Source organism: Streptomyces sp. NPDC048461, from assembly GCF_055587105.1.
Window position 1 is genome coordinate 536,994 of sequence record NZ_JBVJGW010000002.1, and the last position, 15,455, is coordinate 552,448.

General features: G+C 77.0%; 14 protein-coding genes. 9 read left to right on the top strand and 5 right to left on the bottom strand.

Features of this window, described 5'->3' with window-relative positions:
• Together ACZ6S8_RS05245 and ACZ6S8_RS05250 are read right to left on the bottom strand one after the other, a co-directional pair.
• Entirely contained in the window at nt 1-492 is a 492-nt protein-coding gene (locus ACZ6S8_RS05245) for a hypothetical protein (RefSeq protein ID WP_469452629.1), read from the bottom strand.
• 36 nt (nt 493-528) lie between these two features.
• Nucleotides 529-936, bottom strand: coding sequence for a hypothetical protein (locus ACZ6S8_RS05250; RefSeq protein ID WP_469452631.1), 408 nt, complete (start codon nt 934-936; stop codon nt 529-531).
• A 35-nt stretch (nt 937-971) separates the two neighbouring features.
• Here ACZ6S8_RS05250 and ACZ6S8_RS05255 point away from each other — a divergent pair, with 35 nt between their 5' ends.
• From ACZ6S8_RS05255 to ACZ6S8_RS05265, 3 genes are all read left to right on the top strand, one after another.
• Nucleotides 972-1,526: a GNAT family N-acetyltransferase gene (locus tag ACZ6S8_RS05255; RefSeq protein ID WP_469452633.1), complete on the top strand. Its 555-nt coding sequence runs from the start codon at nt 972-974 to the stop codon at nt 1,524-1,526.
• A 25-nt stretch (nt 1,527-1,551) separates the two neighbouring features.
• Nucleotides 1,552-2,451, top strand: a complete 900-nt coding sequence (locus ACZ6S8_RS05260; RefSeq protein ID WP_469452635.1) for an arginase family protein — start codon at nt 1,552-1,554, stop codon at nt 2,449-2,451.
• 207 nt (nt 2,452-2,658) lie between these two features.
• Nucleotides 2,659-4,626, top strand: coding sequence for a DUF5107 domain-containing protein (locus ACZ6S8_RS05265; protein WP_469452637.1), 1,968 nt, complete (start codon nt 2,659-2,661; stop codon nt 4,624-4,626).
• Between the two features lie 113 nt (nt 4,627-4,739).
• On the opposite strand, the gene ACZ6S8_RS05270 is transcribed toward ACZ6S8_RS05265, so the two are convergent.
• Nucleotides 4,740-5,558, bottom strand: a complete 819-nt coding sequence (locus tag ACZ6S8_RS05270) for a methyltransferase domain-containing protein (protein ID WP_469452638.1) — start codon at nt 5,556-5,558, stop codon at nt 4,740-4,742.
• Between the two features lie 191 nt (nt 5,559-5,749).
• Here ACZ6S8_RS05270 and ACZ6S8_RS05275 point away from each other — a divergent pair, with 191 nt between their 5' ends.
• From ACZ6S8_RS05275 to ACZ6S8_RS05285, 3 genes are all read left to right on the top strand, one after another.
• Nucleotides 5,750-6,319 (top strand): TIGR03086 family metal-binding protein, encoded by a 570-nt coding sequence (locus ACZ6S8_RS05275; RefSeq protein WP_469452640.1) that lies wholly within the window; start codon nt 5,750-5,752, stop codon nt 6,317-6,319.
• 213 nt (nt 6,320-6,532) lie between these two features.
• Nucleotides 6,533-7,750: an aminotransferase class I/II-fold pyridoxal phosphate-dependent enzyme gene (locus ACZ6S8_RS05280; RefSeq protein ID WP_469452642.1), complete on the top strand. Its 1,218-nt coding sequence runs from the start codon at nt 6,533-6,535 to the stop codon at nt 7,748-7,750.
• A 236-nt stretch (nt 7,751-7,986) separates the two neighbouring features.
• Nucleotides 7,987-9,399: an amidase gene (locus ACZ6S8_RS05285; protein WP_469452644.1), complete on the top strand. Its 1,413-nt coding sequence runs from the start codon at nt 7,987-7,989 to the stop codon at nt 9,397-9,399.
• A 73-nt stretch (nt 9,400-9,472) separates the two neighbouring features.
• Here the strand turns inward: ACZ6S8_RS05285 and ACZ6S8_RS05290 are convergent, their stop codons facing one another.
• Nucleotides 9,473-10,111, bottom strand: a complete 639-nt coding sequence (locus ACZ6S8_RS05290) for a DedA family protein (protein WP_469452646.1) — start codon at nt 10,109-10,111, stop codon at nt 9,473-9,475.
• On the bottom strand, nt 10,108-10,884 hold the full coding sequence (locus ACZ6S8_RS05295) for an MBL fold metallo-hydrolase (RefSeq protein ID WP_469452648.1): 777 nt from the start codon (nt 10,882-10,884) through the stop codon (nt 10,108-10,110). Before ACZ6S8_RS05295 ends, ACZ6S8_RS05290 begins: the two co-directional genes overlap by 4 nt.
• Nucleotides 10,885-11,021: 137 nt before the next feature.
• Here ACZ6S8_RS05295 and ACZ6S8_RS05300 point away from each other — a divergent pair, with 137 nt between their 5' ends.
• The 3 genes from ACZ6S8_RS05300 (at nt 11,022) to ACZ6S8_RS05310 (ending at nt 15,277) form a co-directional block, all read left to right on the top strand.
• Nucleotides 11,022-11,426 carry a recombinase family protein gene (locus tag ACZ6S8_RS05300; protein ID WP_469452650.1) on the top strand — a complete coding sequence of 135 codons (405 nt, stop codon included), beginning with the start codon at nt 11,022-11,024 and terminating at the stop codon, nt 11,424-11,426.
• A gap of 149 nt (nt 11,427-11,575) precedes the next feature.
• The gene (locus ACZ6S8_RS05305; RefSeq protein ID WP_469452652.1) at nt 11,576-13,777 is read left to right on the top strand and encodes a phage holin family protein; all 2,202 of its coding nucleotides are present in this window, start codon (nt 11,576-11,578) and stop codon (nt 13,775-13,777) included.
• A gap of 75 nt (nt 13,778-13,852) precedes the next feature.
• Nucleotides 13,853-15,277, top strand: a complete 1,425-nt coding sequence (locus ACZ6S8_RS05310) for an amino acid permease (protein WP_469452654.1) — start codon at nt 13,853-13,855, stop codon at nt 15,275-15,277.
• Nucleotides 15,278-15,455 lie beyond the last annotated feature (178 nt).

Below are 15,455 nucleotides of genomic sequence, written 5' to 3' on the forward strand. Positions count from 1 at the left end.
TCAGGCCGCCGCGATCCAGACGCGGAGCGGGCCGAGCGTGGTGAAGCCGGCCCGGAGGGCGGCGTCGAGGTCGTCCCCCGACTCGTAGCCGACCACCGGCAGATCCGGCCGGCGCGCCGCGACCGCGGTGAGGACGCCCGCCCAGGCGGAGCCGGCGGACGCGCCGTCGCGGGCGAACAGGTTGGAGACGCCGACGACGTCGCCGGTGCGGTGCGCCACCGCCCCCGCGACGATCCGGCCGGTGCTGCCGCCGGCGGCCCGGGTGCCCCCGGCGGTCCCGCCGTCGTCGCTGCCGGCGCGGCCCGCCAGGAAGACGGTCCCGCCGGCGAGCAGGTCCGGACGGAACAGGCCGGGGGGCTCCCCGTCGGCCCAGGCGGCCTCCCACTGCCGCAACTCCCCGGCGCCGGCCACCTCGGACCACTCCAGGGGCGGACCGGAGGCCGTGACCGGCGCCCCCCCGGGCCGGTGGATCCACTGGGCCTCGAACAGCACCCGGAAACCCTCCGGGCCTGGGCCGTGTCTTTCGGATCAGGGCGGATCAGGCCGGGGTGTCCGGTGCCGTGCGTCGCAAGGCCGAGGAGGGAGCCGACGTGGTGTGTCGGCGACCGACGAGAACGCCGCGAGGCGCGGTGCCGGACACCCCGGGCCCGCCATGATCCGAAAGACACGGCCCAGGTCGAGCGCGGCGAAGCTGTCCTTGACCGAGCAGCCCGGGGAGCCGGTGTCCACCGCCGCCACCAGCGCCGCCGCCGACACCCCGTCCGGGCCGAGCGTCACCGCGTCGGGGTACAGGGGCGGGGTCCGCCGCGGGCTGGTCCAGGCGTCCGCGCCGAACGTGCCGGGGAGCCCGTGGGAGCGGCAGACGGCGTCGCACCACGCGGCGTTGTTGCGCGCCGCGGCGAGCCGCAGCCGGTGACGATCGGGGGTGGTGATCACGCCGGGGATCCTGCCACACCTTCTAACCTGGGCGGATGTCCTTTTCCCCGTACCTCCGCGAGGGCGCCCGGGTGGGCCTGCGCCCCGTCCGTGCCGCCGACGGGCCCGAATTCACGGCCCGCGCCCACGAGAGCCGTGAGCTCCACCGCCCCTGGCTGTTCCCGCCCGTCACCCCGGAGGAGTTCGAGCCGTACGCAGCCCGCCTCACCGGGGGCGAGGGCCGCGCCGGGTTCCTCGTCTGCGAACTCGGCACCGGAGCCGTCGCGGGCTTCGTCAACGTCAACAACATCGTGCGCGGCGCCTTCCAGTGCGGCGCCCTCGGCTACGGCGCCTTCGCCCACGCCGCCGGGAGGGGCCTCTTCCGCGAAGCCCTCGGGCTGGTCCTGGCCCACTCCTTCGCGCCGGAGGGCGAAGGACTCGGGCTGCACCGCCTGGAGGCCAACGTCCAGCCCGGCAACGCCGCCTCGATCGCCCTGGTCCGCGGCGCGGGCTTCCGGCTGGAGGGACTGTCCCCGGACTTCCTCCACGTCGACGGGGCCTGGCGCGACCACGAGCGGTGGGCGATCACGGCCACCATGCCGCGCCGCTGAGCGCGCTCTGGCGGAGGATGGGGCCATGCGATCCCTGGTGCTCCTCGACGCCCCGTCCAACCTCGGTCTCAAACCGCCCGCTCCCGGCACCGTGCCCGGGGTGTACAAACTCGCCGGCGCCCTGCGGGAGCAGGGCCTGCTGGCCCGTCTCGGCGCCCGCGAGGGCGGGGTGGTGGTCCCGCCGCGCTACGACCGCGGTGACTGGAAGGAGGGCGACGGCGTGTTCAACGCCGCCGCCCTCGCCGCGTACACGGTGACCCTCGCCGACCGCGTCGAACGGCACCTGCGGGCCGGTGAGTTCCCCGTGGTGCTCGGCGGGGACTGCTCCGTTCAGCTCGGCGCCTCCCTGGCCATGCGCCGCATCGGCCGGTACGGCCTGGCGGCGATCGACGGCTCCGCCGACTTCCGCCACCCGGGCAACGAGGCGGTGAACGGCCCGGTCGGCGCCGCCGGCGGCGAGGAACTCGCCCTGGGCACCGGGCGCGGACAGTCCGACCTCGCGGACCTGGAGGGCCTGGGACCGTACCTGCGCGACGAGGACGTACGGCTCTTCGGGCTGCGGGACGGCGACGCGGACCTCCCCGAGCTGCGGGCCGCCGGGATCCGGACGGCCACCGTGGGCGAGATCCGCGAGCGCGGCGCCGGGCCGGTCGCGCGGGCGGCCCTGGACGGACTGCACCCGCCGGACACCGCCGGCTTCTGGGTGCACCTGGACGCGGACGTGCTGGACCCCGCCGTGATGCCGGCGGTCGACAGCCCGGACCCCGGCGGCCTCGTCCCCGACGAACTCGCCGAGCTGCTCGGGGTGCTGGTGCGCTCGCCGCGCTGCGTCGGCCTCAACGTCACCATCTACGATCCGGACCTCGACCCGGACGGGCGCGCGGGCGTGCTCCTCGCGGACCTGGTCGCGGGAGCCTTCGCGTAGGCCGTCTCTTTCGGATCTTGCCGGGCCCGCGGCGCCCCGCTCCCCGGTCGGAAGCACCGGCCGGAAGCACCGGCCGGAAGCACCGGCCGGAAGCCCCCGCCGTGGGCCCCCGCGCGCGCCGTCGCGCGGGGGCCTTTGCGTAATCCTGACCGGTGGTCCTGTGCGGAACCCCTGTGCACCGGCCGCCGGGGCGTGTTCCCTTTTCCCATGGCCACCACCGTCCGACGCGCCGTACTGACCCTGCCCGCCGCCCCGTTGGGTCCCGAGAACCCGCTGCCCGCCCTGCGCGCGCCCGACGGCGTCCACGCCCCGGACGAGCGCGCGCCCGGCGGGCTGCCGCGCGACCCGGTCCGGCAGACGGGGTACGGGGCGCTGCGCTCCCTGCTGCCCGTCCGGATCCGGGACGGCTACGGACGCGACCGCTCCGCGCGCGAGTTCGAGACCATCGTCATCGAGAACGAGCACCTGCGGGTCACCGTCCTGCCCGGCCTCGGCGGCCGGGTCCACTCGCTCGTCCACCTGCCCACCGGCCGTGAACTGCTGTACCGCAACCCGGTGTTCCAGCCCGCTCACTTCGCGCTGAACGGTGCCTGGTTCTCCGGCGGCATCGAGTGGAACACCGGCGCCCCCGGTCACTCCGCCCTCTCGTGCGCCCCCCTGCACGCCGCGCTCGTCCCGGCCCCCGACGGGGGCGTGATGGTCCGGCTGTGGGAGTGGGAGCGGCTGCGCGACCTGCCGTTCCAGGTGGACCTGTGGCTGCCCGGGGACTCGGAGTTCCTGTACGCCGGCGTCCGTGTGCGCAATCCCCACGAGCGGCCCGCCCCCGTGTACTGGTGGTCCAACACCGCCGTCCCGGAGGACCCGGGTACGCGGATCCTGGCCCCGGCCGACGAGGCCTGGCACTTCGGGTACGAGGGCGCGCCGCAGCGGGTCCCGGTGCCCGAGTGGGAGGGCGCCGACCGCACGTACCCGTCGGCCGCCGTGTCCCCCGCCGACCTCTTCTACGAGGTCCGGAGCGGGGACCGCCCCTGGATCGCTTCGCTGGACGCGGCCGGACAGGGGCTCGTGCAGAGCTCCACCGGGCAGCTGCGCGGCCGCAGGCTGTTCGTCTGGGGGACGGGGCCCGGCGGCCGCCGCCGGCAGGAGTGGCTGACCGAGCCGGGCACGGGCGGCTACGCGGAGATCCAGGCCGGGCCGGCCCGGACCCGGCCGGAGCACGTACGGCTGGACGGCGGGGCGGAGTTCAGCTGGCTGGAGGCCTACGGCCCGCTCGCCGCGGAGGCCGGCGCGGTGCACGGGCCCGACTGGGCGGCGGCCCGCGGCGCGGCCGGAGCCGCCCTGGAAGCCGTACTGCCCCGGGAGCGGGTGGACGCGGCGTACGAGGCGTGGCGCGGGTGCGCCGACGCCGAACCGGGTGAGCGGCTGGCGGTCGGGACGGGCTGGGGCGCCCTGGAGGTGCTGCGCGCGGGCTTCAAGCTGCCGGGCACGCCGTTCGAGGAGTCCACGCTGGGCGAGGAGCAGGCCCCCTGGCTGGAGCTGTGGCGCACGGGCGTCTTCCCCGCCCCGCGCGGGCCGCAGCCACCGGGGCCGAGCCTGGTCGCCGCGCACTGGCGGGACATGCTGGAGACGGCCCCGGCGGACCCGCTGACCGAGTACCACCTGGGCGTGGCGCAGTGGCACGCGGGTGACGTGGCCCAGGCGGTACGGAGCTGGGAGCGCGGGCTGGTGTCGGCTCCGTCGCGGTGGCCGCTGCTGCGGTGCCTGGCGGTGGCGGACGGGCTGGCCGGCGCCCACGAGCGGGCGGCCGACGGTTGTGCGGAGGCCTTCGAGGACCTGGCCGTGGAGAGCCGGGGCGGCGAGGCCTGGGCCGCGGCGGAGTCGGCGCTGGGCCGGGAGGCGATGGAGGCCCTGCTGGCCGCGGGGCGACCGGCCGAGGCCCGCCGGGTGTGGGACCGGCTGCGGCCGGCCCAGCGGGAGCAGGGGCGCTTCCGGTTGCTGGCCGCGCGGCTGCTGGCCGCGGAGGGCCACGTGGCGGCCGCCCGGCGGGTCTTCGAGGACGGGTTCGAGATCCCCGACCTGCGGGAGGGGGAGGAGACCCTCGCGGAGGTCTGGGCCTCCCTCACCGACCGGCCGCTCCCGGCCCGCTACGACTTCCGGATGCGGCCGCCGGAGTAAGCAGGCCGTACGGGCCGGGGGCCGGTCGGGCGGGGTGGGCCGGTCCGGCCGGGCGGGAGCCCGCGGCCCGGCGCGGCCCGGGGGAGCGGCGCACGCCGGGTGCGGGCGGCGCGTCACGCCCGGCAGAGGACCTCGCCGTTCAGGACCGAGAACCAGGCGTCCGGGTCGGCGCCCCAGGTCCGCCAGGCCGCGGCGAGGGAGGCCAGCTCCGCGGGCGTCGTGTGGCCGCCGCGGGTGGCGGTGTCCGCGTAGGCGGAGGCGGTGGTGCGGTCCGCCCACAGGGACGACCACCAGGCGGCCTCCTCGGGCGTGGCGTAGCACCAGGACGTCGCCGAGGAGGCGACCTCGGTGAACCCCGCCTCCCGGGCCCAGGCGCGCAGCCGGCGGCCCGCGTCCGGCTCTCCGCCGTTGGCGCGGGCGACCCGGCGGTACAGGGCCAGCCACGCGTCCAGGCCGGGGGTGGCCGGATACCAGGTCATGGCCGCGTAGTCGGCGTCCCGCGCGGCCACGATCCCGCCCGGACGGCACACCCGCCGCATCTCGCGCAGGGCCCGGACCGGGTCGCCGACGTGCTGCAGCACCTGGTGGGCGTGGACCACGTCGAAGGTGTCGTCGGGGAACTCCAGGGCGTGGACGTCCGCCGTGGCGAACCCGATGCCGGTCAGGCCGCGTTCCTCCGCGTACCGCCGGGCCTGCTCCACGATGCCGGGGGCGGCGTCGACGCCGGTGACCCGGCCGCCCGGTGCGACCCGTTCCGCGAGGTCGGCCGTGATCGTGCCCGGCCCGCAGCCCACGTCCAGGACGGACATGCCGGGGCGCAGCTCGCCGATCAGGTACCCGGCCGAGTTCTCGGCGGTGCGCCACCGGTGCGAGCGCAGCACCGACTCGTGGTGGCCGTGGGTGTAGACAGCGGTCTCCTTGGCGGCGCTCATGGCCGGCTCCTCGTCGTCGAAGGGATGCCTCCCACCGTAGGGGATGCGTTCGCCATGTGAGATATACGTTTCGACATGTGGACACTGCTCCTGCGTGACAAGGGATCCGGGCTCGGCGGTGGCAGGCCGTTCGGCGGGCGAGGAGAGTGGGCCGCAGGGGGACGGGCATCTGGCACAGGACGGTGAGAGCCATGCCGGACACGCTGCTCGCACGGCACGCCGAGGCACTGCGGCTCTTCGGCGAGCGGGTGCGCGCCGTCGGGGACGACCAGTGGGACGCGCCGACACCGTGCGCCGAATGGACCGTGCGGGACCTGGTCAACCACGTCACGGGGGAACAGCTGTGGGTCGTGCCGCTCGTCGCCGGCCGCGGTGTCGACGACGTCGGCGACGAACTCGCGGGCGACCTGCTGGGCGCGGACCCGGTCGCCGCCTGGGAGCGCGCCGCGGCCGCAGCGGCGGCCGCCTTCGCCGCACCCGGCGCGCTGGACCGCACCGTACGGCTCTCGTACGGGCCGGCGCCGGGGCGGGCGTACTGCTCGGAGCTGACGGCCGACTGCGTGGTGCACGCCTGGGACCTGGCGCGGGGCACCGGCGCCGACGACCGGCTGCCGGACGGCCTCGTCGAGTTCTCCGTCAAGGAGGTCATGCCCTACGCCGACGGGCTGGCGGCGAGCGGCATGTACGACGAACCGCTCGTGGTCCCGGCCGGAGCGGACGCGCAGACCAGGCTGCTCGGGCTGCTGGGACGGCGCGGCTGAGGACGACGCGGCCGAGGACGACGCGGCCGAGCCCGGCGCCGGACCCCGCCCCCGCGCCTTCGCGCATCACGGCCGGCCCGCGGCGCGACAACGGGCACCGCCGGGCACACCATCGGAGGAAGGTCCCTGCGAGGGCCGGTACGAGCGGCGAGTCCGGAAGGCGGGACGCGATGACGGGAATGACGCGGTGACGGGGACGACGCGGTGACGGGGATGCGGCACACGACGGCGGAGGGCCGCGGTCCGGTCCGGTACGGCCCTCCCGCACCCCAGCCGGGCCTGCCCGTGCTGCCCGAGCTGGTTTCGGTGCTTGCCGCGGCCGCCGGACGCGCGGCGCCCGAGCCCCCCGGCGGCGGGAGGTCCGTGCGCGAGGCCGCCTGCCGCTACTGGGGCCGCCGCGGCCTTGCGACCGCCCCGGAGAACGTCGCGGCCGGCCCCGGCGCGCCCGCGCTGCTCCTCGCGCTGATCGGCGCCTACGGGGGCGACGTCCTGCTGCCCCGGCCGTGTCCCGCCTGGTGGACGCCGCAGCTCCGGCTGCTGGGACGGCGGGCCCACCACGTGCCGACCCCGGCCGAGTGCGGCGGCGTGCCGGATCCGTACGCCCTGCTGGAGACCGTACGGCGGGTGCGCGCCGAGGGCGGCGACCCCCGCGTCCTGCTGCTGTCGGTCGCCGACGACCCGACGGCGACCGTGCCGCCGCCCGAGATGCTCCGCGAGGCCTGCGAGGCCGCCGAGTCGGCGGGGCTGTTCGTCGTCAGCGACGAGAGCTGGCGCGACACCCTGCACCGGCCGCACGAGACCCTGGTCCTGAGCCCCGCCGAGATGCTCCCGGACCGGGCCGCCGTGCTCGTCGACCTGTCCGGGGCGCTGCTGCCCGCGGGCTGGCCGGCCGCCGTCGTCCGCTTTCCCGGCACCCCGCGCGGGACCTGGCTGCGCGCCCGCACCCTCGACGTCCTCACCGCCACCGGCGCCCTCACGGCCGGACCCGTCGCGGGCGCCGCCGCGTACGCCCTCGACGAGCCGGTCGCCGTCACCGAACGGGCCCGCTCGGCCGCCGCCCTGCACGGAGCGGTCGCCGCCGCCGCCCACCGGGAGCTGCTCGCCGTCGGGGCGCTGGCCCGGCCCCCGCAGGCCGGCCGGCACCTGTACGCGGACCTGAACCCGCTGCGCGCCGGACTGGCCCGCCAGGGGGTCGGCGACGCCATGGAGCTGGAGGACTGGCTCGGCGGCCGGCTCGGCGCGCCCACCCCGGGCGGGCAGCGGTTCGCGGACGAGTCGGTCGCCCTGCGGGTCAGGCTGTCGACGGGGCCGCTGCTCGGCGCGGACCCGGAGGAGCGGCTGGCCGCGCTCACCGCCCGGGACCCGCTGGAGCTCCCGCACGTACGGCGCTCCCTGGAGCTGCTCGGGTCCGTCCTGCGCGGGCTCGCCTGACCCCTCCCGGACGCGCGCGGGGGTCACGGGCCCACCCGTGCCGCCCGGTCACCCGGTCCGTCCACACCTGCCCGTGAACGCACCCGAGGCGCCCGGGCGTCCGGCCCGTTCCGCGCCGTTGTGCGCGTCCGGCACGGCGGATACGCTCCGTTCGCTGCTCAAGATCACCCCTGCCGGACCACGCGTACGCACGGAACCGCACGCGGGGCCCGGCCCGTCCCCCGGGAGGCGCGCACATGGACGACACCGAGCTGCTGTACCTGGGGGTCGCGCGGCAGGCCGAGCTCGTCCGCGCGGGCAAGGTGACCGCCCGGCGGCTGGTGGAGGCCTCCCTGCGCCGCACCGAGCGGATCGACGGCCACCTGGGCGCGTTCCGCGTGGTCCGCGCCGAGCGGGCGCTGGCCGAGGCCGACGCCCGGGACGCCGCGCGCGCCGCCGGCGCGGACGGCGGACCGCTGGAGGGCGTGCCGATCGCGGTCAAGGACGAGCTCGACGTCGAAGGCGAGGTGACGACCTTCGGCGGCGCCGCCAACCACACCCCGGCCGTCCGCGACTCCGAGGCGGTGCGCAGGCTCCGGGCGGCCGGCGCGGTGATCGTCGGGAAGACCGCCATGCCGGAGTTCGGCCAGTGGCCGTTCACGGAGTCGGCGGCCCACGGCTACACCCGCAACCCCTGGGACACCTCCCGCACCACCGGCGGATCGAGCGGCGGCAGCGCCGCCGCCGTCGCGGCCGGGCTGGTCGCGGCCGCCCTGGGCGGCGACGGGGGCGGCTCGATCCGCATCCCGGCGGCCTGCTGCGGCCTGTTCGGGCTCAAGCCGCAGCGGGGGCGCGTCTCCACCGCCCCCCACCCGCACCTCTGGTACGCCCTGGGCACCGTGGGGCCGCTCACCCGTACCGTGCTGGACAGCGCCGTCCTGTACGACGTCCTCAGCGGGCCGGTCGCCGGTGACCGCTGGACCGCGCGCCCCACCCGCACGAGCTTCACCGAGGCGGCGTCCACCGACCCCGGCAGGCTCCGGATCGGGTACTCGGCCAAAGCGGCGGTGCCCGGCGTGCGTCCGCACCCCGACCACGTACGGGCCCTGCGCGACACCGTGCGGGCGCTGCGCGAACTGGGCCACGACGTACGCCCCGTCGACCCGCGCTACCCCGACACCACGGCCGCGTTCCTCCCGCAGTTCGGCGGCGGCGTCCGGTCCGAGGCGGCGGCGATGGAACGGCCGGAGCTCCTGGAACGCCGCACCCGGCAGACGCTGCGCGTCGCCCGGCTGGCGCCCGAGGCCGTCGTGGAACGGGCGGTCCGCGCCGGGGAGCGGATGGCCGTGCGCGCGAACCGGGTCTTCGAAGAGGTCGACGTGCTGCTGACCCCGACCCTCGCCGAACGGCCGCGGCGCGTCGGCGCCCTCGACGGTGCGGGCCTGCTCCGGGCGATGGTCCGCTCGTTCCCGATGATCGCCTACACCGCGCTGTGGAACGTCACGGGAAACCCCGCCGCCTCCGTGCCCGCCGGATTCGCCGCGGACGCGATGCCGTCGGCCGTCCAGCTGGTGGGCGGGGAGCACGACGAGACCACCCTCGTCCGGGTGGCGGCGCAGCTGGAGGCCGTACGTCCGTGGGCGGACCGCAGGCCCGTCCTCGCGGAGTGAGCGCCCGCGGCCGCGCCGTCGTGCCGCCGCTCGCACGCACCGCCGCCCCGGGGCCGCCCGCGGCGGGGCCGGCTCACCCGTCGGCCGGCCGGGGCGCCCTGATCCACCGCCAGAGCGCCGGACCCGCGCTGATCAGCAGGGTCAGCCCGACCGCCAGGGCCACGCCCTTCCACGGCTCCGAGAAGAGCGAGCCGCCCACGATGCCGATCAGGCCGTACGTGGCCGCCCAGGCGAGGCAGGCCGGCGCGTCGCCGTGGGCGAAGCGGCGCAGCGGCAACTCCGCCAGCAGGCACGCCAGCATGACCGGGATGCGGCCCGCCGGCAGCAGCCGGGACACCACCAGCACCAGCACCCCGTGCTCGTCCAGCTTCGTCTGCGCCTGCTCCAGCCGCTCGGGCGTGGCCCGGGCGCGCAGCCGCTCCAGCCACCGCGAGCCGTTGCGCGAACGCACGCCGCGCTGCCCGAGCCAGTACAGCGCGACGTCCCCGGTGAACGCGGCCGCCGCGGCCACCCCGAACACCAGCAGCACCCCGAAGGGCGGCGCCTGGTGGTGGAACGCCACCACCGCCGCCGAACTCACCAGCGCCCCCGTCGGGATCACGGGAACCAGCGCGCCCAGCGCCACCAGGACGAACAGCGCCGGGTAGCCCAGTGCCTGCCGGGTGGTCTCCGGCGCCTGGCCGGCGGCCACCGCGAGGTCGAGCGGGCTCACGGCAGCCGTACCCTCTCGCCGTGCGCGGGGGCCCGTACGGTCACCTTCGGCGCGAGCTGCCGCGCGCGGCGCACGAACTCCTCGCCCGGCGCGTGGAACTCGTGCGGCCGCACCGCGTCCATGCCGATCGGCCAGTACGTCCCGTAGTGCACCGGGACCGCCGCCGCCGGGGCCAGCTCGGCCAGCGCCAGCGCCGCCCGCCCGGCGTCCAGGTGGCCGGGGCCGAGGTACGGGCCCCAGCCGCCCACCGGCAGCAGGGCCACGTCCACCGGACCGACCTCCTCGGCCATCGTGTCGAACAGCCCGGTGTCCCCGGCGAAGTAGGTGCGCGCCGCGCCCTCGACCACGTACCCGAGGGCCGGGGCGAGCTGCGGACCGAACGGGAGGCGCCGGCCGTCGTGCCGGGCCGTGACCGCCCGTACGACGACCCCCGCCCGCACCGGGACCTCGTCGCCCGGCGTCACCTCCGTCACCGCCAGGTCCCGCAGCGCGGCGGTCCGGGCCAGCCCGGGCACCGCCTTGCGGGCGCCGCGCGGCACGAGGAGCCGGGTCCCGGGCGCGAGCCGTGCCAGGGAGGGGAGGTGGAGGTGGTCGGAGTGCAGGTGCGAGATCAGCACGACGTCCGCCCGCGCCGCCTCGGGCGGCGGCGGCGCGCCGCGCCGCCGCCGCAGGTGCGCCAGGCGCCGCGCGAACAGCGGATCCGTCAGCAGCCGCACCCCGGAGTCCTCGACCGTGCACGTGGCGTGCCCCCACCAGGTGATCTCGACCGGCATGCGGGCCTCCCTCCCTCGCTCGTCCGTCACCGAGCCTAGAGCGTGCCCCGTCGAAGCGCCCCGAACCGGGGCCCCGCCCGGACCGGACCCGGTGGACCCCTCCTCCCCGGCGCCGGATCCGAGTAGGGTCGGGGGCCATGGAAGAGCTGCGCGTGGCCGCGATCGCCAGCCTGACCCCGCTCGAGGACCTGGACGCCGACCCCTTCGCCGTGGACACCCGCAGCCAGCACGCCATGTGCGCGCGCTGGGCCGCCGACCACGGCTACGTGGTGACGCGGCACCTGCTCGTCTACGGGATGCGTCCGGACCACTGCGGGCTGTGGTCCGGCGTCGACGAGGGCCAGGTCGACCTGTTCGTCGCCGCCAACGACCGGGTGCTGGCCCGGGCGCTGCGCTCGGTCGACGAGTTCGCCGCCGAGTGCGCGCGCCGCGGCGTGCGGCTGGAGACGGCGGGGTACGAGGAGCCGGGCTACACCTCCGGGATGAAGGCCGAGGTGCACCGCCGGCTGTCCATGCCGACCGCCGGGTACGACGGGACCTGACCGCCGCCGCCCGGCCGCCGCGTGACGCGCGGCACCCGACCCGCGGCTGCCGCACATCCGTGCGCGGCCGGTGTCGCCCGGCCGGGTGAGCGCGGTTGTGCGAGCCTGGAGGCCGGGCCCAAGGGGCGGGACGGTGAGGCGGGTACGGCGTGTTGCGTGGACGGTGGCGGGCGACGGGCGCCGCACTGGTGCGGGTGGTCCTCGTGTGGGCGGTGTCCACACTGACGATGCTGGCCCTGGCCGGGATCCTGCCGGACTTCCGGCTCCGGTCCGGCAACGGCGACAGCGTCACCCAGATCGGGCTGACCGCCGCCTGGTGCGCCGGGGCCTTCGGCCTGCTGAGCGCGCTCGTCTGGCCCGTCCTCGTCCGGGCCCTGCTGCTGGTGCCCGCGCTGGTGCTCGGGCTGCTCGTCTTCTTCCTCAACGGCTCGCTGCTGCTGATCGCGCTCAGCCTGGTCCCTTCCGGCGGTGAGGTCGCCCCCGACACCGCGGTGGTGGTGGCCGCGGTGATGTCCGCGGTCGCGTCGGCGACCTCCACCGCGCTCGCGGTGCGCGACGACGAGGCGTACCGCCGGCGGCTCTACCGGCTCGCCGACCGGCGCCGCCGGCGCCAGCGCAGGACCGGCGCGCGCGGAGCCGACGGGGCCCCGCCCGGGCTGGTCTTCCTCCAGCTCGACGGGGTCGGGTACGAGGTGCTGCGCCGGGCGGCGGGCAGCGGGCTGATGCCGACGGTGGCCGGCCTGCTGGAGAGCACCCATCGCGTCACCTCCTGGCGTACGGACTGGTCCAGCCAGACCGGCGCCAGCCAGCTCGGCATCCTGCACGGGTCCACCTTCGACGTGCCCGCCTTCCGCTGGTACGAGAAGGACACCGGCGAGGTGGTGGTCTGCAACCGGCCCACCAGCGCCGCCGAGCTCCAGCGCCGCGCCGTCGAGCGCACCGGCGACGGCGGCCTGCTCACCCTGGACGGGGCCAGCCGGGGCAACCTGTTCAGCGGCGGCGCCGACCAGCTGGCCCTCGTGCTCTCCGTCTCGGCCCGCCGCGGGCCCGCCAACCGGTCCCGCGCGGGCTACTTCGCGTACTTCTCCGACCCCGCCAACGCGGTCCGCACCGCCCTGTCCTTCGTCGCCGAGGTGGGCCGCGAGATCGGCCAGTCCGTCCGGGCACGGCTGCGCAAGGAGGAGCCGCGGGTCGGCCGGGGCGGGCTGTACCCGCTGATCAGGGCCTTCGCCACCGTCGTCGAACGGGACGTGGTGGTGGCGGCGGTGATCGGCGACATGCTGGCCGGCCGCGCCGCGGTCTACGCGGACCTGGTCGCCTACGACGAGGTCGCCCACCACTCGGGCCCGCGCGGCCGGGACACCGACCGGGTACTGGCCCGGCTCGACCGCAGCCTCGCGCTGATCGGCCGGGTCGCCGAACACGCGCCGCGCTCCTACCGGGTCGTGCTCCTCTCCGACCACGGCCAGAGCCCGGGGGAGACCTTCCTCGGCCGGTACGGGCTCACCCTCAAGGACCTGGTCCGGGCGGGCTGCGGGCTGCCGGTCTCCCGCCGGGCGGGCCGTACCCGCAGCGGCGCCGAGGCCCGGGCCGCGGTCCTCGCGGCCCTGCACCGGCCCGTGGAGGAGGGCGAGGGGGCCCGCCCGGGTCCGGGCTCCGACCCGGTGGTCCTCGCGTCCGGCAACCTCGGGCTGATCTCCTTCCCGGACGTCCCCGGACGCGCCACGCGGGAGCGGATCGAGCGCGCGCACCCGGCCCTGCTGACGACGCTGGCCAACCACCCGGGCGTGGGCTTCCTGCTGGTCGACGGGGTGGTGCTGGGCGCGGGCGGGGCCGAGGCCCGGCTCGACGTCCCCGGCGCGGCCGAGGAACTGCTGGCCCCCTTCGGGCCGGGCGCGGCGGAGGCGGTCCGGCGCACCGACACCTTCCCGCACGTGGCCGACGTGATGGTCAACTCGGCGTACGACCCGCGGACGGGGGAGGTGCACGCCTTCGAGGAGCAGATCGGTTCGCACGGCGGGCTCGGCGGGGAGCAGGGGCACCCGTTCCTGATGTGGCCGACGGTGCTGTCCGACCCGGACGCGGTCCTGGTGGGCGCGGAGGCGGTGCACGGCGTACTGCGGCGCTGGGTGCGCGAGGCGGACGGTCCGCAGGTGCCGGTGGACTTCCCGCAGGGCGCCCGGTCCGGGGCCCGCGCTGCGGGGCCGGCGGGCGAACCGGCGGCGGTACCGCCGGGGGGAGCGGCTCGCGGGCCGGCTCTCGGACCGGCGGCGGAGAATCACCGGCCGGACGGGGCCACGGGCGGAACCTTTCCTTCCGTCGAGGGTGCCGTACGGGACGAAACCCGCTGATTTGGTGCGCCCCTCGGCGTGGTCAACCATGGTTCGACCTGCCCACCATGTGAGACATCCCGAGGCGCACCCCCGATGACCAGCACCGCAGCACCGGCAACCCGGGGCGACACCCCGCAGGACACCGCACCCCGGGGAGTCACCGCCGACCCCGCCGCCCCGGAGCGGCCGCAGGGCGACCGGCACGCCCGGCGGTTCGGTCTCCCCGTCGCCACCTGCCTGGTCATGGGCAACATCATCGGGGGCGGGATCTTCCTCCTCCCCGCATCGGTCGCCCCGTTCGGCACCATCAGCCTGGTCGCGTTCGCCGTGCTCACCGTCGGCGCGATCGCCCTCGCCCTCGTCTTCGGCCGCCTCGCCCAGCGCCATCCCCGGACCGGCGGCCCGTACGTCTACGCCCGGGCCGCGTTCGGCGACTTCGCCGGCTTCCTCGCCGCCTGGAGCTACTGGATCACCACCTGGGTCTCCAACGCGGCGCTGGCGGTCGCGGCCGTCGGCTACCTTTCCGTGCTGTTCCCGGCCGTCGGCGCGCACACGTGGTCCATGTGCCTGGCCGCCCTCGCCGTGCAGTGGCTCCCGGCGCTCGCCAACCTCGCGGGCACGCGCTACGTGGGCGCCGTCCAACTGGTCTCCACCGTGCTGAAGTTCGCCCCTCTGCTGCTCGTCGCCGTGGGCGGACTGTTCTTCTTCGACCCCGCCCACCTCGGCCCCTTCCGGGCCACCGACCAGAGCGCGGCCGGCGCCGTCTCGGCCTCGGCGGCGATCCTGCTCTTCAGCTACCTGGGCGTGGAGTCCGCCGCCGTGAGCGCCGGCGAGGTCCGCGACCCGGCCCGCAACGTCGGCCGGGCCACGATCCTGGGCACCGTCGGCGCAGCCACCGTCTACCTGCTGGGCACCCTCTCCGTCTTCGGCCTGGTCGCCCACGACACCCTCGTCACCTCCCAGGCCCCCTTCACGGACGCGGTGAACGCCATGTTCGGCGGCACCTGGGGCGGCACGCTGGTCGCCTGCGCCGCCGTGGTCTCGATGGTCGGCGCCCTGAACGGCTGGACGCTGCTCAGCGCGCAGACCCCGTACGCCGCCGCCAAGGACGGGCTCTTCCCCGAGGTCTTCGCGACGCGCAGGCGCGGCGTCCCGGTGGCCGGCGTCCTCGTCACGGTCACCCTCGCCTCGGCCCTGACCGTCTACCACCACACCGCCGGCCCGCAGGGCGTCTTCGAGGTCCTGGTCCTGGTCACGACCTTCACGGCGACCGTGCCCTACCTCCTGTCCGCCGCCGCGCAGATCTACTTCCTGCTGTCCGGCCGGTCCGAGCGCGTGCACCGCGGCCGGCTGGCCCGCGACACCGCCCTCGCCGGCCTGGCCTTCGGCTTCTCGCTGTGGCTGGTGGCCGGCTCCGGCTACGCCGCGGTCTACCAGGGGGTGCTGTTCCTCTTCGCCGGAGTCCTCGTGTACGCCGCGATGGCGGCCCGGAAGCGGCGCGCGGACAGCGCGGCCTGAGGCGGGGCGCCCGGGGACGGCAGGTGCCCGACCCGGTACGGCGCGGCCACACGGTGCCGCGCGACACGCGGACAGCGCGACGCCCTGCGGATCCGGCGCGCACGCCTTCCTGGTTCCGCAGGGCGCCTCCCTGCCGTGCACCCCCGGGGGCCAGTGTTCCGGCCGGCCCGGGAGGCCG